The organism is Rhodococcus sp. NPDC003322 (genome assembly GCF_053589555.1).
This window is the reverse complement of sequence record NZ_JBSFSC010000001.1, coordinates 166,332-184,058: the sequence shown is the minus strand read 5'-3', so window position 1 is coordinate 184,058 and position 17,727 is coordinate 166,332. Positions and strand designations below refer to the sequence as shown.

The window sequence follows — 17,727 nt, the reverse complement described above, 5'->3', positions numbered from 1 at the left end:
ATGATGGAATTGGCATGGGGCGAGGACTTCGCCGCCCTCGCAGAGGTGAGCAAGTCGGTGTTCGCGCGCTACTCGCCGCTGGACGACCGGTCGAACGATGTTCCCGTCGCGGATCAGATTGCGCAGTTCGCCGAGCTCGGCTGGCTGCAGCTCGGCGATCCGAGCGGCGCCGACGACGACAGCCCGTCGCTCGGGACGATCGCAGGCATCTTCGTCGAAATGGGCCGTTCGCTAGCCGGCACGCCGCTGCTCGACCTGACGATTGCCCGGGACGCCGCGCTGGTGATCGGCACGGAGCAGTCGGCCGGGGTCGCCGAACGCATCGGCAACGGCAGGTCCGTGGTGATCCCGGTGTTCCCGTCCGCCGACTGGGGCTCGGCGGTGTCCTACGAGAACGGCACACTGAACGGAGTCGCGCTGGCCGTGGGCTACGCGGACCACGCCGACAGCTTCCTCGTTCACGCCGGCGGCGGTGAAAGCGTTGTGGTCGGGATCGATTCGAGTTCTGCCATCGGACTGGAAGCGATGCCGAACATGGGCGGGCACCCGATCTTCGCGGTGACCTTCGACGGCGTGCCGGTGTCCGACGCAGCCGTGCTGGCCCGCGGCGGCGACGCCGACCGCGCCGTCCACGTCGCCGAGCAACGCGGCGCGGTGCTGCGCGCCGCACAGGTCTACGGCGCCGGTCTGCGCCTGCTCGACATCACCGTGCGGTACGCGCAGGAGCGGAACCAGTTCGGTGGCCCGATCGGCCGATTCCAGGCGGTGCAGTACCTGTGCACCGACATCGCGATCGCCGCGCAACTGACATCGGCACATGCTCGATCGGCCGCGGGAGCCATCGACGCCGGTATCGATCCGCAGCCCCACATCGGTCTGATGCGCAAGCAGGCGGCGAAGGCCGCGCTGCAGATCGTCCACTCGGCACACGAGGTCCACGCGGGTATCGGGTACATGGTCGAGTCCAACGTGCACCTGTTCACCGACGCCGCCAAGCGCTGGCAGTACGACTTCGGCTCGGCGGCACGCAACGACGCAGAGATCGTGTCGGCCCTCGACCGGATCTACACGGGAGCGTGATTATGAGCTACATCGACTACGCGGTCGACGGCGCCGTCGCGGTGATCACCCTCAACCGCCCGGACCAGCGCAACGCCCAGGACGAGTCGCTGCTGCGCGATCTTGACGCCCGCTGGCAGCAGGCTGCCGCAGACGGCGCGGTCAAGGTGATCGTCGTGCGCGCCAACGGCGACCACTTCTCGGCGGGCCACGACCTGAAGACCCCGGCGCCGGGCTACTTCCGGGAGGGCAAGACCACCCTGGAGAGCGCCTACGGCTGGGAGACCGAGCACTACCTCGGCTTCTCCCGCAAATGGCGCGACGTGCCGAAGCCGTCGATCGCGGCGGTCCAGGGCGCCTGCGTCGCCGGTGCACTCAACGTGATCTGGCCGTGCGATCTGATCGTCGCTGCCGAAAATGCCTTCTTCAGCGACCCGGTCGTGAAGTTCGGCGTCGGCGGCGTCGAGTACCACGCGCACACGTGGGAGCTCGGTGCCCGACGCGCCAAGGAGATGCTGTTCACGGCTCGAAAGTTCACTGCGGCCGAGGCATTCGACGCGGGCATGGTGAACCGGGTGGTTCCGCTCGACGAGCTCGACGCGCGGACGATGGAACTGGCACACGAGATCTCGGAGATGGATGCCTGGGGACTGGCGACCGCCAAGCGCGCCGTCAACCAGACCCTCGACGTCATGGGCCAGCAGGCCGCACTGCAGTCGGCATTCGACATCCACTGGCACGGGCACGCGAACGCGCTGCTCCGCACCGGTTATCCGCTCTTGACACCGGAACCGCTTCCGTCGGCGGCAAATACAACGGAGGAGAACTCGTGAACCCGGACATCGCGCCAAACGACGCGACCTCCCTGTGGGATCTGCTGTCGCTGCGCGCCGAGGCCACCGGCGACGCCGTCGCAGTCATCGACGAGTTCGATCGGCGCCTGACCTTCGGCGAGGTCGTCTCCGCTGCCGAGCGCGTCGCGGCGGGGCTGCTGGCGCGCGGCATCGAGCCCGGTTGCACGGTGAGCTGGCAGTTGCCCACCCGCATCGACACCATGGTTCTGAGCCTGGCGCTGTCGCGTCTCGGCGTGACGCAGAACCCCATCATCCCGCTGTACCGGGCGCGCGAGGTCAAGGCCATGATCGAGCAGTGCTCATCGGACTGGCTGATCACCCTGCCCGAGTTCCGCGGTTTCGACCACGAGGCGATGGCCGACGATCTGCGTGCGGCGAGCGGTGACCGGCTCAAGCTGCTGATCGTCTCCGACGCGCTGCCCGACGGTGACCCGGCCACGCTCCCAGCCGCGCCGCTCGGCCGCGACGAGGTGCGCTGGATCTACACCACCTCCGGCACCACCTCGGCTCCCAAGGGTGTCTGCCACGCCGACGGCACGCTCATCGCCGGCGGCGTCGCGCTCGCAGATGCGATCGGCGCGGGCGCCGACGACGTCGGAACCATCCTGTTCCCGTACGCCCACATCGGTGGTCCCGACCTGCTGATCGCATCGCTGACGAGCGGCATGTCGCTGGTGGTCATGGAGGTTTACGAGCCGGTCGCCGCGGTCGAGCTGATGCGCCGGACGGGTGCGACGATCACCGGAGGATCGACCCCGCACTACGCTCTTCTGCTCGAGGAGCAGCGGAAGAATCCAGGCACCCCGGTGGTTCCGACCCTGCGCATGGTGACCGGCGGCGGAGCGCCGATGCCGGAGAAGCTCTTCCGGGATGTGCTCGCAGAGATCGGCATTCCGGTTCTCCACGCCTACGGCATGACCGAGTGCCCGATGATCACCTCGGCGCGGATGAGCGACAGCGTCGAACAGCTGGCCACCACCTCGGGACGCCCCGTTCTGGGTTGCGAGGTGCAGATCCGCTCCGAGGAGGACGTCGTCCTGTCGTCCGGCGAGGTGGGCCGGGTGTGGCTGCGCGGCCCGATGCTGTTCAAGCATTACCGCGCCGAGGGCGAGATCGTCCGCCCCTTCGACGCCGACGGCTGGATGTTCACCGGTGACACCGGAAAGCTCGAGGCCGACGGGCATCTGGTGCTGGTCGGCCGGGAGAAGGACCTGATCATCCGCAAGGGCGAGTCGATCAGTCCCACCGAGATCGAAGAGGTACTGGCGAAGCACTCCGCGGTCGCCGACGTCGCCGTCATCGGCCTGCCCGACGACCGGTCGGGCGAGCGAATCTGTGCGGTGCTCCAGCTGCGCGACGGCGCGGCCGAAGTCACCGTCGAGGAGATCCGGGACTACTGCCGCGATGCCGGTATCTCGCCGGCGAAGTTCCCCGAAGAGGTCGTGGTCGTCTCGGAGATGCCGAAGACGCCGACGATGAAGATCCGCAAGCAGAACCTTCGGCAGTCCGTCATCGACCAGCGGGTCGGATCCAGCGCAGCCGCTGAGTGACACGCGCCCCGTTTCCGCCGTCAGATTCGAGAATTGGAAGTTCCCATGCCAGGACGTAGCTATGTAGAGCGCGCCGTCGAGTGCGCCGATGTGAACGCGTTGCGGATGGCGCTGTACCAGGCGACCCGTGATGCGGAGATCGCTGCGATCACCCCCGAACGTGTCTTCGGCCCGGGTGCGGACACCGTCGTGTTCGCCGACGACGACGTCGCGCGCATTCGGACGAAGGCCGTGGAGTATCTGCTCACCGAACCCGACGAGGCCGCGCTGCCGATTCCGTCGCGTGAGGAGATCGTCGAACTCCTCGAGATGGCCGAAGCCCGCGCGCTCGGCCCCGACGACCTGATCATGCGCCACCACATACCGGCCTTCGCGGACATGCCCTTTCGGGCGCGGTGGACCGGCGAGAAGGTGGTCCCCGAGGGCTACCACGTCGCGATCGTCGGTGCAGGCTTCGCCGGTGTCGCCATGGGTGTCCAGCTGGCCCAGCTCGGCATCCCGTTCACCGTCTACGAGCGACGTGACGAGGTCGGTGGGGTGTGGAGTGTCAACACCTACCCCGATGTCCGCGTCGACACGCTGAGCTTCACCTACGAGTACGGATTCGAGAAGAAGTATCCGTGGACCGAGTACTTCGCCCGGCAGTCCGATGTCCGTGAGTACATCGATCACGTGGCGCGCAAGTACGGTGTCTACGAGCACATTCGGTTCGGCTCCGACGTTCAGGCGGCCCGCTTCGACGAGACCACGCAGCGCTGGACGCTGACCGTGCGCGGCGAGGACTCCGCCGGCGACGACTCCGTGACCGAGGTGCAGGCGAATGTCGTGGTCGCCGCCAGCGGTGTGTTCGCGACTCCGCGAGATCTGCCCGTGGAGGGCGTCCCCGGATTCACCGGGCAGATCGTGCACACCACCGCGTGGAGCGAGGATGTCGAGTACGCGGGGAAGAAGGTCGCCATCATCGGCAACGGATCGACCGGAGTCCAGCTCCTGTCGAAGGTGGCCGAGAAGGCGGAGTCGGTGGCGGTGTACCAGCGGACGCCGCAATGGATCTCGCCGCGCGTCAACTACGGCATGCCCATCGCCGACGAGCTCCAGTGGCTGATTCAGAAGATGCCTTTCTACTGGAACTGGATCAAGTACGTCGCCGGACTGAGCACGATCGATCTGCGGAACGTGATCACGCCGGACGAAGAGTGGATCGCGAGCGGCGGCGACGTCAGCAAGCGCAACGACATGCTGCGCGAGATCCTGGTCGGGTACATCTCGAGCCAGGTCGACGAACGGCAGGATCTCATCGATCAGCTCGTTCCGGACTACCCGCCGATGACTCGTCGTCCGGTGGTCGACAACAACTGGTATGCCTCGTTGACCAGGAACAACGTCGAGCTCGTCACGACCCCGATCGAGCGGATGACCGAGACCGCGATCGTCACCGCCGACGGCGAAGCCCGCGATGTGGACCTGGTCATCGCCGCGGTCGGCTTCCAGACGGAGAAGTACATCTGGCCGACGCAGTACTACGGCATCGGCGGTGTGACCCTGGAAGACGTCTGGAGTGCCCAGGGGGCGCAGGCACATCTCGGCATGACCGTTCCGGGGTTCCCGAACATGTTCATGCTGTACGGCCCCAATTCGCAGCCGGTGGCGAGTGGATCCGGACTGCCCACGTGGTTCGAGATCTGGACCCACTACATCGCCGCGGGCATCGTCGGCATGCTCGAGAACGGTCGTACGTCGATGGTCATCCGCCAGGCCGCATTCGACGACTACAACGACCGGCTGCACGAAGAGGCCAAGAAGCTCATCTACCTGTTGCCGAGCTCCGCGAAGGAGAAGAACTACTACGTCAACGAGTTCGGTCGGCTGCAGATGAACGCACCGTGGACCGGTGAGAAGTTCTACGAACTGTGTGCGAGCCCCGACGAGTCGCACTTCGAGTTCACGGACGCGCCGTAACACGTCCTCTCCGATGCGCGGAGTGAGCCGAAACCGCCTGTGCCTTGCTGGATCTGTGATCGGCATCAATGGTCCAGCGGTTCGGCTCGCGCCGCTCACGCCGTGACCGAGATCTGCCGGCGCAAGCCCGGTCGTTCACGGCCGGGATTGCCGATTCCTCAATCGGGTCTGCGTTGCTGTTCGATGTACTGCCGGATGATCGACTGGGGTGCCCCGCCGCACGACGCGGCGAAGTACGACGGGGACCACAGGTGGTCTCATGGGGTACGGATTCGGTACTGCTGCCGCAGCCGCCGCGGCGAGACGCCCTTGAGTCGCGCACAAGGTATCCACGGCGGTCATCCGCGAGAACCAAGCGGTGTTCGTCGAGGACTTGTGCGTGTCCGGTCTGGCGCGGACGCGGCTGGCGAAGTTGGTGCACGATGCCGGCTGGGGCATGTTCGCCCGGATGGTGGAGGAGAAAGCGGCCCGGTACGGTCGGCATTTCTCGAAGGTGGACCGGTTCTTCCCGTCGTCGCAGACCTGCTCGGTGTGCGGGCGGGTCGACGGGAAGAAGCCGCTGTCGGTCCGAGAGTGGACGCGCCTGTGCGGCGCCGTCCACGACCGCGACCTCAATGCTGCACGCAACATCCTCGCCGCCGGACGGGCGGAGAGGCGAAACGCCTGCGGAGAGACGGTAAGTCTTTCCGTCTGGTGGGGAGCTCGACTCGTTGAAACAGGAACCCACCGGAGCGGCGCGCTGTGTCGCAGAGGAATCCCGGTCGTTTACGACCGGGAGGACGTCAAAGGGGTGCAGGCCCGCCCTCCGAGTCGACGGACGAAGGATCATCGACGTGAAGTTCACTCTGGAGTACCCCGGCGACGTCGCCCACGCGGACACCCGATTCCTGGAGGGTGCCACGCTCGCTCGCATCAGTCGCGAGGCGCAGGATCACGGCTTCGAAGCGCTGTGTCTGGCAGACCATCCGGCACCGTCCGCGAAGTGGTTCGCGGCCGGTGGGCACGACAGCCTCGAACCGGCGGTCGCGCTGGCATACGCGGCGGCGGCCACCACGTCGTTGACCCTGATGACCAATCTGTACGTGCTGCCGTTCCGCAACCCGTATCTCGCAGCCAAAGCGTTGACCACGCTGGACCTCCTCTCGGGCGGCCGCCTCGTCGTCGGCGTCGGGGCGGGATACCTGCGGTCGGAGTTCGCCGCGTTGGGCGTGAACTTCGACGACCGCGCCATGCTGTTCGACGAGGGAATCGACGCCTTGCGCCGTATCTGGCTCTCGCCCGCGGCACCGGTGGCCGGCGAGGGGTTCGGCGGAACGGGCGAGATGCGGCTGCACGCTCCTGCGCAGCAGCCGCATCCGCCGCTGTGGATCGGCGGCAACAGTCGGGCGGCGATCCGGCGGGTGGTGGCCTCGGGGCAGGGGTGGTGCCCGGTCATCGGGTCCAAGCAGATGACATCGTCCATTCGGACGACGTCGATCGAGGATCTCGACGATCTGCGTCGTGCCGTGCGGCGGCTACGGACCGAGCTGCTCCGCGTCGAACGCGACCCGGCACAGATCTCGATTCAGGTGGAGGCGCCGCCGGTTGACGTTGCCGATTCCCGCTCAGTGAGACGGTTCGCCGAGCACGCCGATGAGCTCGGCGAGATCGGTGTCACACATCTGTGCGTGCATGCCGACGCCCGGTCGGTGGATGCGGCTTCGGAGTACATCGTCGGATTCGGGGAACTGATCATCGTCTCCCAATCGGGTTGATTCCGAAGACGATTGCGCCGACCGTCCGGCGTGCCGCTGTGGTCCTCGACGGGGATCGCCGATCGCTGATGAGAATGATTGGGAAACAACGATTCACAGATGTCCGACCCCGGTCGGTCGGGGCGCACGAACACTGGATTCCGTGCGTTTCGGCCGTGACGTGCCGTGTTGTTGACGCACCCGTAGCCGATGGCTACAGTGAGTCCAGTCACAAAGCGGATGGGTAGTGTCCTCCCTTACGAAGTGTTCGTCAGCACTGGGTGATTCGACACTTTCGGAGCCGCTGGGCAGCCACCCCGAACCTCGCTGGCGAGGGCATGATCTTTGAGGAGTCGATGTTGAGCACGGGTAAGTCGAACTGGGGTCGCTGGGGCGAGTCGGATGAACTGGGTGCGCTCAATCTCCTCACCCCGGAGCGGGTGCTCGCCGCCGTCCGCCTGCCGAAGACCGGCAAGGCCTACAGCCTCAGCATCCCGATCCAGCGCTCGGGCGTGCCGAACCTCGAGTACCGCGGCATTCCGCAACGGCTGACCCTGACCAACCACGAGGACGAGGCGATGGCCCGCGCCAACGGCGGCGCTCCCGGTGTCGGCGCCAATGAGGATCAGCTGATCATGCCGTCGCACACCTCGACGCACATGGACGCGCTGTGCCACGTGTACGCCGACAACAAGATCTACAACGGGTACCCAGCCGACCAGGTCACGCCGTACTCGGGCGCGGCCAAGTGCAGCATCGACAAGGTTGGTGGCATCGCCGGCCGAGGCGTCCTCATCGACGTCGCCGCCTCGAAGGGCGTCGACCTGCTGGACCCGGGCTACGTCATCAGCGCGGCCGATCTGCAGAAGGCGCTGGACGATCAGGGTGTCGCGCTCGAGCCGGGTGACCTCGTGCTCATCCGCACGGGATGGCTCGAGGACTACCTGGCCAACCAGGGCGAGATGATGCCGCAGCCCGGTATCGGCCTCGAAGCTGCGGCCTTCCTCGCCGAGAAGGACGTCGCGCTGATCGGCTCGGACAACGCGGCCGTCGAGTCGATCCCGTTCGACCAGAACGTGTACCTCGGCGGACACATCATCCTGCTCGTCGAGAACGGCATCTACCTGGTCGAGAACATGAACTTGGCAGAGCTGGCGGCAGACAGGTGCTACGAGTTCCTGCTGACCATTGGCGCACTGAAGATCACCGGCGGCACAGCGAGTCCCGTCACTCCTGTGGCAATCGGTTGATCCCACCCACCTCACACGACAAGGACGCCGGATGAACGAGAACGCCGAAGCGGGCACGCACGAGTACCGCACCTCCCATGTCGGGCTGTGTGTCTCCGATCTCGCGAATAGCCTTCGTTTCTATTGCGAGGGACTGGGTTTCGTCAAGATCATGGAATACGACGTTGACGAGCAGATCCCCGAGGTCGATTCGCCGTGCAGCCTCACCTCGACCTTCCTGGAAAAGGACGGTCTGCGCATCGAGCTGCTCACCTACCGGCAGCCCGGTGTGATCGGCACCCCGCCCACCCGGCGCAACCATCTGGGAATGACCCACCTGTCGTTCTTCGCCGAAGACGTCGACGGTGCGGCAAATGCGCTGTGCGAGTACGGCGGAGTGCTGGTGCCGGACACCCGTGCGGGTGCGGACGACCCGACTGCTCCGCAGTTCGTGTTCGTGGCCGATCCCGACGGCAACCGTGTCGAGCTCATGCACATCCCCGCCGGCACCCCGTGGTGACCTGACCCGACCCCGACAGCGGTCGATTCAGGCCGCCACTCGATACCTCGTTGAACGCATCACGGTGACGGATCCGCTCCGCGACCGGAACACACGTGCTGACGCAGTAACAAGCAAAGGACAGTGATGACCGCCCCAGAAATGACTGCACGCGATCCGCACCTCTGGGTACCGCAGCGCAAGGTGGAAGACCTGGAATGGTTCCGCGAGAAGTACGCGGCCGAGCGCGACAAGCGTCTGCCGAACACCGGTGCCGACACCTTTCAGGCGATCGATTTCGAAGGCAAGTTCGCAGCGTTCGACACCGATCCGCATGCGAGCGGTCCTCGCGCCACACCGCCGGTGACCGCCGATCTCGACGTGCTCGTCATCGGCGCCGGATTCATGGGCATCAGTGCGGGCGTCGAGCTGAAGAAGGCCGGTGTCACCAACTTCAAGATCCTCGACGTTGCCGGCGACTTCGGTGGCACCTGGTACTGGAACCGGTATCCGGGTGTGCGTTGTGACGTCGAGTCGTACGTCTACCTGCCGTTCCTGGAGGAGACCGGCTACATCCCGACGGAGCGTTACACCCGCGGCAGTGAGATCTTCGCGTACTGCCAGTCGTTGGGTGAGCGGTTCGGCCTGTACGACCACGCCCTGTTCCAGACGCGGGTCACCGACATGGAGTGGGACGAGGACGCCGCACGGTGGACGGTTCGGACCGACGGAGGCGACCTGCTCCGGGCACGTTTCGTCTCGACGCAGAGCGGTCTCTTCAGTCGGCCCCAGTTGCCCGGCATTCCGGGGGTCGACAAGTTCGCCGGCCACAGCTTCCACACGAGCCGCTGGGACTACGAGTACACGGGCGGCGACAGCACCGGGAATCTGACCGAGCTGCACGACAAACGCGTGGCCATCATCGGAACCGGTGCCACGGGTGTTCAGGCGATTCCGCAACTCGCCGAGTACGCGAAATCGCTGGTCGTCTTCCAGCGCACGCCCAGTCAGATCGCGCCCCGCGAGAACGCGCCGACCGACGTCGAATGGTTCGAGTCCCTGCCCGAAGGTTGGCACCGTGAGCGCCGCGCGGCGTTCGACAAGTGTGCGATGGACCGCGCCACCGCCGACTGCGACGTCGACGACGGCTGGATCAAGTTCGCGAAGTACCAGCTCGGTGCGATCTACGAAGTCGGCGGTGCGGAGCCGACCCTCGAGCAGTTCATGGACGCGATGGAGCGTTCGGACTACGAGTGGAACGAGATGCTGCGAGACCGCGTCGACGCCATCGTGACCGACCCGGCCAAGGCCGAGAAATTGAAGACCTACTACCGCACCATGTGCAAGCGGCCGGGCTTCAGCGACGACTTCCTGCCCACCTTCAACAAGGAGTCCGTCGACATCGTCGACACCTCCTCCACGCCGATAGACCGGATCACCGAGAAGGGCATCGTCGTCGGCGACCGCGAGTACGAAGTCGACCTCATCGTCTATGCGACCGGTTTCCAGCAGGGACGCACCTGGACCGACAAGGCCGGCTACGACGTGGCGGGTCGAGGCGGCAACCGACTGTCGAAGAAGTTCGCCGACGGTGTCAGCACCTATCACGGCTTCCTCAGCAAGGACTTCCCGAATCTGTTCTTCCTGGGCTTCACCCAGTCGACGCAGGTCTCGAACATCGCGAACCTCATCGACCACCAGGCCAGGCACATGGTCTACATGATCGCGAAGTGCATGACCGAGGACATCCGGACCATCGAACCGACCCCCGAGGCGGAAGCCGGATGGAACCAGACCATTCTCGAGCACGCGGAGATGCGCCGGGACTGGTTCACGACGTGCACCCCGGGCCACTACAACAACGAGGGCCGCGTCGACGACAAGCGCAGCACCCTGGTCGGCGGTCTGTACGGACCGGGGTACGAGTACTTCGACCTGCTCCGCACGTGGCGCGAAGACGACAAGTTCGACGGCATCGCCGCGACTCGCTGAGTCACCGGCCGTCGTCGGGAATGAATTTCCGCGGATTGGCGGGCAGCCGATGCCATCGGCTGCCCGCGAGTCCGTGCTCGAAACAAAGGAGATAGAGATGGCGTTGACCCCCGTCAAGCTCGGCTATTCGCTGTTCACCCTCGTGGATCCGATGCGCGGTCACGAGGTCGCATACAACCGCTGGTACGAGCGCGACCACCGCTACTCGGGCTGCATGGTCGGTCCGGGCTGGTTCACCGGCAGCCGCTGGGTCGCCACGAAGGATCTGAAGGAGCTGCGCTTCCCGGAGACCGGACCGGTCGCGACCAAGACCGAGGAAGGTTCGTACCTGGCGACGTACTGGGTGCACGAGCCCGACGCCGAAGTCGCCGACGCCTGGGCGCAGAAGCAGGTCGGCGAACTCTACGCCGCCGGCCGCGGCTTCGCCGAGCGTGAGCACGTGCACACCGGCCAGTACCTGCCGGACTCGACCGTCTCGGCGCAGGAGGACGGCGTCCCCCTCGAACTCGCACACGATCACCACTACGGCGGCCTTGTCACCGTGATGATCGAACCGGCAGAGGGCGTCGACCGCGCCGCCGCCGTCGAAACAATCGACAACGGCCCGGCCAAGACCCTGGTCGGCAAGGGTGCCGTCGATCTGATCAGCAGCTGGCGAATGAAGCCCTGGCCCGCCGATCACAACGTGCCGATGAAGATGGGCAACGACGGCGGGACCCCCGAGCGCATCCTCCAGATGCTGTTCCTCGAAGACGAGCCGACCGCGAGCTGGCAGCACATCGTCGACTACGCCGCGGATATCGAGAAGTCGGGTGCGGGCAAGGTCACCTTCGCTTCGCCGTTCATCCCGACCGTGGTCGGCACGGACAAGTACACCGACGAACTGTGGTGACACGTGCTGACCGGTGAGAAGATCCTGGTGACCGGCGTCGCCGGTCAGATCGCCTTCCCGATCGCCCGCACGCTGGCGGCCGACAACGAGGTGTGGGGACTGGCGCGGTTCAGTCGTCCGGACGATCGGCAGCGGGTGAGCGACGCCGGAATCACCCCGGTCGCCTGCGATCTGGCGGATGGCGACTTCACCGACCTCCCAGCCGACTTCACGTACGTCGTGCACCTGGCGGCGAGTCTCGCCCCGGGGTGGGACTACGACGCGGCGATCCGCGCCAACGCGGAGGGGACCGGACTGCTCCTGCAGCACTGCCGATCTGCCAAGGGTGCGCTCGTGATGTCGACCCATTCGGTCTATCGGCCGCAGGACGACCCGATGTACGTGTTCACCGAACAGTCGCCGCTCGGGGAGTGCAACAGCACCCACACCCCGACTTACTCGGTGTCGAAGATCAGCCAGGAGGCCACCGCACGGCTCGCCGCGCGTGCCTTCGGAATCCCGGTCACGATCGCCCGGATGAACGCCTCGTACGGTCCGGGCGGCGGACTGCCCGCGATGCACATCGACGCCCTCGCCGAAGGCCGGTCGATCACCACCCGCTGGGACCCGTGCATGTACAGCCCGATCTACGAGGACGACATCACCATGCAGGTCGGTGCGTTGCTCGACGCAGCATCCACACCGGCCGCCATCGTCAACTGGGGCGGCGACGAAGCGGTGTCCGTCCAGGAGTGGGCGACATACGCCGGCGAGCTGATGGGCGTCGAGGCGACCGTCGACGCGGTCCCGATCGAGGGGACGCTGCGCGGATCGATCGCGGACACGACCCGGCGCGCGTCCATCACCGGACCGTGCACGGTGGACTGGCGCGAGGGCATCCGCCGGACCGTGGCAGCCCGTCATCCGGACAAGCTCGTCGAGATCGCGCACTCGTGAGCATCTACTCGTAGAACACATTTGGGAGACGACATGCCGACGACACTGCACGAGTCGCTGCCCGCCGAGCGGGCCGGTGCACCGGCGGGCCCGGAGCTGCTGGAACGCCGTGCGAAGTTCGCCGCGACCGAGATCGACCCCGCACTGGGGGTCACGGCGGGCGATGCGGACTTTGCGGGCGTACCGTGCCGGACCATCCGTGCCGGAGACCGGGCCACGGTCCTCTACCTCCACGGGGGCGGATACCGGATGGGCAGTCCGGAGGCGTACCACGCTTATGCCGCGGCGCTGGCGGGGGGCGCCGCGGCGACCGTCGTCGTACCGCGGTATCGGCTCGCGCCGGAGAACCCGTTCCCGGCCGGACTGCGCGATGCCCTCACGGTCTACGAGGAGCTCGCGTCCGCGACGGACGGGCCGATCGTCGTCGCCGGCGATTCGGCGGGCGCCGGTCTCGCCGCCGCGGTTGTCGTCGCCGTGGACACCAGCGACGTTCGCACTCCCGACGGGCTGATGCTGCTGTCACCGTGGCTCGATCTGCACTGCTCGTCGCCGTTCTACGAGACTGCGACCGACGCCTTCTTCCCGTTGGCGACCGCGGAGTCGGCGCGCGACGACTATCTGCAGGGCGCCGCCGCGGGCGACCCGTTGGTCTCGCCGTTGCTGGCCGACCACACCGGCTTCCCGCCCACCTTGATCCAGGTCGGCGGCAACGAGGCACTGGTCGGCGACGCCCTCGGCCTGACCCGGGCGCTCGCGACCGCGAACGTCACCTGCACGCTGGAAGTGGTTGCGGATCAAGGACACACGTGGCCGCTGATCTACCCCGATCACGGCGTCTCCATCGCTTCCATCGAGTCGTGCGTCCGGTTCGTCCGGTCGATCGAAGCCGACAAGGCTGTCGGCCACGGCGATGGATCATCGTGAGGGTCTGCTGACCGCAACACTGTTGACGCTGACCACCGACCATCGGTCGCCGCAGGATGGCACCGATGGCCGGCGCCGGGGGTTCACACATTGCCGCCATCGCGGTCAGTACATCACGTCCACGACCACTCGCACCGGGTCGGACAGCAGCGACACCTTCACCGGCCGCGGCGGCGTCGACAGGCCGATGAACGACTGCGTGACGCCCTCGAACACCGTCGCGATGCGTACCTGCGTGACCGCGCCGGCCCCGTCCTGCGGATTCGGGCCCGAGTACTCCTCCACCCCGGTGTCGAACGGGTAGCCGGTGCCGGTCAGCGACACCTCCAGGATCGACCTCCCGGGGATCTCGATCGCGGCACCGCTCCCGTCCTGGACCGCCTGGTCGACGTACCGGACCGCCCAGCCCGGGGTGCCCGTTCCGCCGAATTCGTAAACCACACGATCGAATCCGTCGTGGGAGGCGATCCGCAGATCGGTGACGGACAGCGACGCCATGGCCGAGGGGTCGGCGTGGGAATCGGCAATCGCGGGTGCGGTTCCCGGATCGGAGGACGGCTCACCGGTGGCCGGTGCGCCGGTCGCGGTGGCAGGAGCCGATGCGCCCGCCGAGGCGGCCGTCGGCGCCGGATCACCGTCGCTGGTCGTGCCGCAGCCCGTCAGGGTCAGCAGCGCCGCCGCCGTGAGTGCGATTCCCGGGTGAATTGTCCGAAGATGCATGGCTCAAGGGTAGGGTGGTCGCCTCCAGTGATGCCCGCCCGTGTCGCGTTCGGCACCGTTACGACCGCGTCGCTTCGGACCCGTTACGACCACGTCGCGATCGGACGCGTCAGCGGATGACCATGTCACGGTCGGTCGCGCTGAGGGTGATGGGGGCGATCTTCTTGCCGCGCATCCAGTCTCGGACGAACGCATCGCGTGCGGGGGTCGCGGCGCTGCCCTCGGGGATCGCGATCGCACCGACCAGGTGTCGCGGATCGTTGTCGAGACCCGGACCCCGCGGCGTCATCCGCAGGCCGTCCGCGGTGTGCATCAGCACCGGGATCCGCGATCCGTCCGGGGCGACGACCGTCGCGTCCCGCGTGGTGGCCGCCGGGTCGAACGCGGTGACTTCGAGGCGATATCCGGACGGTGCCGCGTGACTGCCGAGCGCTTCAAGTGCTCGCGGATCGACCACCGTGTAGGGGAAGCCGATGTCGATTAGGACCTGCGCGTCGATCAGTGCGTCACGGGACGGCAGATCCGCGGTGAAGTTCCAGGGGGCCGGTGGGGCGAGGGTGCGGTCGGAACGGTCCTCCGCCGGATTCTGCACCGGGATACCGAGCCTGCCGGCTCCGGTCGGGGTGAACTCCCATGCGGGGGAGTCGAGGTCCTTGTGCCAGAACCCCGCCTCGCGGCCACGGCTGCCCTCCACCCGCAGCTCCCGCCGACCGGGACCGGGTCCGGTGGAATGCACGCTGATCGCGGAGGTGATCTCGCCGGGGATCTTCGGTTGGTGCACCCAGTCCGGGGCGGGCAGTTGGATCGCGGCGGTGCTGCGGTCCAGCGTCTCGACGACCAGGTTCGGTGCCGTCGGTTTGCCCGACTGGTCGTCCCAGCTGTACCGGAAGAAGATCGAATCAGAGCCCGAGGAGTCGAAATCGAAGGTGCGGGTGTACATGTCGCCGTAGGAGTTCATCACGAAGGTCGTCGATCCGGCCGCGGAGAGTGACGACGCGCGGAACCGTCCGCCGAGCGGTGACCCGATCTCGTAGCTGTCGTCGTTCGGCAGCCACGGATCCGCGTAGGTGATGCGGCTGCCGTCCCCGGTCAGGGCAGGCACCATCGTCATCTTGCCCAGTCCGACGTAGTGGATTCGGCCCGCGATGTCGGTGTACGTCTGGTTGTCCCATGGTGACGACACGCTGAGCGCCCACCCGTTCGGGCGGTCGTCCGGGAGTTGGCGTCCCGAGGCGAGCCAGAGCGGTGCACCCCACGCCGACGTCCAGTTCCATGCGACCGGGTCCTGGGACACGTTGTCCATCGTGTAGATCCACCCGGACTCGTCGACCGCGATCAACTCGTCGTCGTCCACGGAGATCCCGACGAGGCGGTCTCGGAGGCACTCCGGCATCGGTGCGAACCGCCACGGCTCCGCGGTCGCACGCGGCCGGGCAAGCAGGGCGTGACCGACGAGGGCGAACTCCCAGAACCTGTTGAACTGGGTTGTCGCCGTTCGCAGTTCGACGTTTTCCGGTGCGTCGGTGCCGGGGTACGTCGGGAGGGCGGTGAGCCCGAGCCGGCCACCTCCGGACGGCACGCCGGGCGGCAGCTGGGCGGTGCCGAACGGGACGCAGCCCGCCGGTGCCGCCGACGGCGCCGCCGCCGCGGGCGGGGCGAAGGCCACCACCGTGGCGAACGCCGCCGCCGCGGCCAGTCGAACGTGGTGCATCGTCATCGGTGCCTCCCTGGTCAGGGCTCGATCGGCGCGCGGTCCATCGTGATGCGCCCGCGGACAGCGACACCGTTGATGCTGAGCACCGACCAACGGTGGCCGTCGTGATGCAGCGTCGCGATGCCCGCGTTCGGGATCCGTGGAACGGGTGGGCCGTGCAGGGCGCCGATCACCGAGCGGATCAGCCCACCGTGGCTGACAGCCACGACCGAGCTCCCCGAATGTCGCTCCGCGAGTTCACCGAGGACGGCCAGACCCCGGCGCCGGACCTCCTCGCGCGGCTCGAGGCCCGGGTACATCCCGTCCGGCCAGCGGTCCCACGCCTCGTAGTCGGTCACGCCCTCCGCCCCACCGAAGTGGCGTTCGGCCAGGCCCGGATGGGTCGCCGAGCGGGTCAGCCCGAGCCGGGTGCCGATGATGTCCGCGGTCTCGCTGGCCCGGGAGAGCGGGGAACTGACCAGCACGTCCCACGGTCCGTCCGCCAGGCGAGTAGCCGCGCGCTCGGCCTGGAAACGACCGGTGTCGTTGAGCGGGACGTCGGAGGAACCCTGCAGACGTCGCTGCGCGTTCCAGTCCGTCTCGCCGTGCCGGACCAATGCCAGGTAAGTCATGGTTGCCGCAGGCTAGCACCGCTGGACAGTGCTCGGGGGTAGGCGCACACTGCACACATCCAGGCGAGGAGATGGTGTGGTGCCCGAGACTGACACCCCGACGACGTTGGCGCGGGCTCGGCCGCGGCGCAGCGGCCGGGCACCGGCCGGTCAGATCGCGGACGGCTTCGTCGCGCGGCGGCTGCAGCTGGGGCTCACCCAGAGCAGGCTCGCCGAACAGGCCGGGGTCTCCCGGTCCAGTGTGCAAGCCATCGAATCCGGCCGCGCCACCGTGCAACTGGACGTGCTCGAGGCCGTCGCGGACGTGCTCGGCTGCGACATGGTCCTTGCTGCGCGGGCCGGGCGCCGCGTCCCGGAGGAGTGACCGGCGCCCGGCCGGGGGTCAGTTCTCGCAGCCGATGCCGTCGTTGTCGCGATCGAGGTGCGGTGCGTAGCCCGCCTGGCCGCGGTAGACCGGAGCGGCACCGGCATTCCGGGCCTCGGTGCAGTTCCGGTAGTACACCTGACTCGGTGCGGGCTGCGGCACGGCGGCCGGCGGTGCGGGCTGCGCGGGCGGAGTCGGGGTAGCGGGCGGTGCCGGGGTGGCGGGCGGTGCCGGGACCGGAGGCAGGAGCGGTGCCACCGAGTCCGCAGACGCGCTCGGGATCAGTGCCACGATCTCCGGCGGCAGGAAGTCGGAGAGGGTGGACGCGGCGGCTGTCGAGGTCCCGCCCACCGCAATTGTCGTGGCGGCAACGAGGCCGATGGTCAGTCTGCGAAGAGTCATGTTTCCCCAGAAATGGTCGAAGGTGCGCTCGAACGATACCGGCGGGGAGGTTTGCCGCACAGTTGCGGGTGGGCGCGATCGGCGCGCCCGAGTTTGTCGGCTCAAGCGTTCACGACCTGATCGGGGACAAGTTCGGGAACGCCGAAAGGCATTGTCATTCAGTTGGATGACAAAAACCGCGCCGGCACGGTGGGCGGTCGCGGACCGGGCCGACGAGGAGTCGGACAACCGCGAAGTCGCCGCCGTTGCCGCGGGTGCGCCGCCTCGCCGGCCCGTGACAAGCTCACCG

16 protein-coding genes and 2 pseudogenes are annotated in these 17,727 nt (G+C 67.3%); 13 read left to right on the top strand and 5 right to left on the bottom strand.

Translation table 11 applies throughout. The features are described 5' to 3' along the window. Genes ACWDUM_RS00895 through ACWDUM_RS00880 form a run of 4 tightly spaced genes read left to right on the top strand, consistent with a single transcriptional unit; the run spans window position 1 to window position 5,422 of the window. Complete coding sequence (locus tag ACWDUM_RS00895) at window positions 1–1,080, top strand: acyl-CoA dehydrogenase family protein (protein WP_450132528.1); 1,080 nt, start codon at window positions 1–3, stop codon at window positions 1,078–1,080. Between the two features lie 2 nt (window positions 1,081–1,082). Next, complete coding sequence (locus ACWDUM_RS00890; RefSeq protein WP_450132527.1) at window positions 1,083–1,892, top strand: enoyl-CoA hydratase; 810 nt, start codon at window positions 1,083–1,085, stop codon at window positions 1,890–1,892. Next, window positions 1,889–3,463, top strand: a complete 1,575-nt coding sequence (locus tag ACWDUM_RS00885) for a class I adenylate-forming enzyme family protein (protein ID WP_450132526.1) — start codon at window positions 1,889–1,891, stop codon at window positions 3,461–3,463. The genes ACWDUM_RS00890 and ACWDUM_RS00885 overlap by 4 nt, the downstream gene beginning before the upstream one ends. A 45-nt stretch (window positions 3,464–3,508) precedes the next feature. Continuing rightward, window positions 3,509–5,422 (top strand): flavin-containing monooxygenase, encoded by a 1,914-nt coding sequence (locus tag ACWDUM_RS00880; RefSeq protein ID WP_450132525.1) that lies wholly within the window; start codon window positions 3,509–3,511, stop codon window positions 5,420–5,422. Window positions 5,423–5,580: 158 nt separating this feature from the next. Here ACWDUM_RS00880 and ACWDUM_RS00875 read toward each other — a convergent pair. After that, a pseudogene (locus ACWDUM_RS00875) lies at window positions 5,581–5,673 on the bottom strand (transposase); the annotation flags it as partial. A gap of 107 nt (window positions 5,674–5,780) precedes the next feature. Between ACWDUM_RS00875 and ACWDUM_RS00870 the strand changes: the two are divergent. The 8 genes and pseudogenes from ACWDUM_RS00870 to ACWDUM_RS00835 all read left to right on the top strand — a co-directional run. Beyond that, window positions 5,781–6,041 (top strand): annotated as a pseudogene (locus ACWDUM_RS00870) (RNA-guided endonuclease InsQ/TnpB family protein); the annotation flags it as partial. Between the two features lie 214 nt (window positions 6,042–6,255). Next, a complete protein-coding gene (locus tag ACWDUM_RS00865; protein WP_450132524.1) occupies window positions 6,256–7,176 on the top strand; it encodes a TIGR03619 family F420-dependent LLM class oxidoreductase in 921 nt (306 codons plus the stop codon). A 335-nt stretch (window positions 7,177–7,511) separates the two neighbouring features. Beyond that, entirely contained in the window at window positions 7,512–8,405 is an 894-nt protein-coding gene (locus tag ACWDUM_RS00860; protein ID WP_450132523.1) for a cyclase family protein, read from the top strand. Window positions 8,406–8,436: 31 nt separating this feature from the next. Continuing rightward, entirely contained in the window at window positions 8,437–8,904 is a 468-nt protein-coding gene (locus ACWDUM_RS00855; protein WP_450132522.1) for a VOC family protein, read from the top strand. A 126-nt stretch (window positions 8,905–9,030) separates the two neighbouring features. Further along, window positions 9,031–10,875: a flavin-containing monooxygenase gene (locus ACWDUM_RS00850; RefSeq protein WP_450132521.1), complete on the top strand. Its 1,845-nt coding sequence runs from the start codon at window positions 9,031–9,033 to the stop codon at window positions 10,873–10,875. 97 nt (window positions 10,876–10,972) lie between these two features. Next, complete coding sequence (locus ACWDUM_RS00845; RefSeq protein ID WP_450132520.1) at window positions 10,973–11,767, top strand: hypothetical protein; 795 nt, start codon at window positions 10,973–10,975, stop codon at window positions 11,765–11,767. A 3-nt stretch (window positions 11,768–11,770) separates the two neighbouring features. After that, window positions 11,771–12,703, top strand: coding sequence for an NAD-dependent epimerase/dehydratase family protein (locus tag ACWDUM_RS00840; protein ID WP_450132519.1), 933 nt, complete (start codon window positions 11,771–11,773; stop codon window positions 12,701–12,703). A 33-nt stretch (window positions 12,704–12,736) separates the two neighbouring features. Then, window positions 12,737–13,627: an alpha/beta hydrolase fold domain-containing protein gene (locus tag ACWDUM_RS00835; protein WP_450132518.1), complete on the top strand. Its 891-nt coding sequence runs from the start codon at window positions 12,737–12,739 to the stop codon at window positions 13,625–13,627. A gap of 105 nt (window positions 13,628–13,732) precedes the next feature. Here the strand turns inward: ACWDUM_RS00835 and ACWDUM_RS00830 are convergent, their stop codons facing one another. From ACWDUM_RS00830 to ACWDUM_RS00820, 3 genes are all read right to left on the bottom strand, one after another. Further along, a complete protein-coding gene (locus tag ACWDUM_RS00830; protein WP_450132517.1) occupies window positions 13,733–14,347 on the bottom strand; it encodes an AMIN-like domain-containing (lipo)protein in 615 nt (204 codons plus the stop codon). A 109-nt stretch (window positions 14,348–14,456) separates the two neighbouring features. Next, the gene (locus ACWDUM_RS00825; RefSeq protein ID WP_450133299.1) at window positions 14,457–16,058 is read right to left on the bottom strand and encodes a hypothetical protein; all 1,602 of its coding nucleotides are present in this window, start codon (window positions 16,056–16,058) and stop codon (window positions 14,457–14,459) included. A gap of 20 nt (window positions 16,059–16,078) precedes the next feature. Further along, window positions 16,079–16,672, bottom strand: coding sequence for a histidine phosphatase family protein (locus ACWDUM_RS00820; RefSeq protein ID WP_450113393.1), 594 nt, complete (start codon window positions 16,670–16,672; stop codon window positions 16,079–16,081). 79 nt (window positions 16,673–16,751) lie between these two features. Here ACWDUM_RS00820 and ACWDUM_RS00815 point away from each other — a divergent pair, with 79 nt between their 5' ends. After that, window positions 16,752–17,036 (top strand): helix-turn-helix transcriptional regulator, encoded by a 285-nt coding sequence (locus ACWDUM_RS00815; protein ID WP_450132516.1) that lies wholly within the window; start codon window positions 16,752–16,754, stop codon window positions 17,034–17,036. Window positions 17,037–17,054: 18 nt separating this feature from the next. Here ACWDUM_RS00815 and ACWDUM_RS00810 read toward each other — a convergent pair whose 3' ends face one another. Continuing rightward, complete coding sequence (locus ACWDUM_RS00810) at window positions 17,055–17,438, bottom strand: excalibur calcium-binding domain-containing protein (RefSeq protein ID WP_450132515.1); 384 nt, start codon at window positions 17,436–17,438, stop codon at window positions 17,055–17,057. Window positions 17,439–17,727: the final 289 nt, after the last annotated feature.

Bases quoted from the DNA above. Each gene is read 5' to 3' on its own strand.
- ACWDUM_RS00810 (WP_450132515.1), bottom strand. From the start codon at position 17,438: ATGACTCTTCGCAGACTGACCATCGGCCTCGTTGCCGCCACGACAATT.
- ACWDUM_RS00830 (WP_450132517.1), bottom strand. From the start codon at position 14,347: ATGCATCTTCGGACAATTCACCCGGGAATCGCACTCACGGCGGCGGCG.
- ACWDUM_RS00860 (WP_450132523.1), top strand. From the start codon at position 7,512: ATGTTGAGCACGGGTAAGTCGAACTGGGGTCGCTGGGGCGAGTCGGAT.
- ACWDUM_RS00845 (WP_450132520.1), top strand. From the start codon at position 10,973: ATGGCGTTGACCCCCGTCAAGCTCGGCTATTCGCTGTTCACCCTCGTG.
- ACWDUM_RS00895 (WP_450132528.1), top strand. From the start codon at position 1: ATGATGGAATTGGCATGGGGCGAGGACTTCGCCGCCCTCGCAGAGGTG.
- ACWDUM_RS00820 (WP_450113393.1), bottom strand. From the start codon at position 16,672: ATGACTTACCTGGCATTGGTCCGGCACGGCGAGACGGACTGGAACGCG.
- ACWDUM_RS00825 (WP_450133299.1), bottom strand. From the start codon at position 16,058: ATGCACCACGTTCGACTGGCCGCGGCGGCGGCGTTCGCCACGGTGGTG.
- ACWDUM_RS00890 (WP_450132527.1), top strand. From the start codon at position 1,083: ATGAGCTACATCGACTACGCGGTCGACGGCGCCGTCGCGGTGATCACC.
- ACWDUM_RS00880 (WP_450132525.1), top strand. From the start codon at position 3,509: ATGCCAGGACGTAGCTATGTAGAGCGCGCCGTCGAGTGCGCCGATGTG.
- ACWDUM_RS00835 (WP_450132518.1), top strand. From the start codon at position 12,737: ATGCCGACGACACTGCACGAGTCGCTGCCCGCCGAGCGGGCCGGTGCA.
- ACWDUM_RS00850 (WP_450132521.1), top strand. From the start codon at position 9,031: ATGACCGCCCCAGAAATGACTGCACGCGATCCGCACCTCTGGGTACCG.
- ACWDUM_RS00855 (WP_450132522.1), top strand. From the start codon at position 8,437: ATGAACGAGAACGCCGAAGCGGGCACGCACGAGTACCGCACCTCCCAT.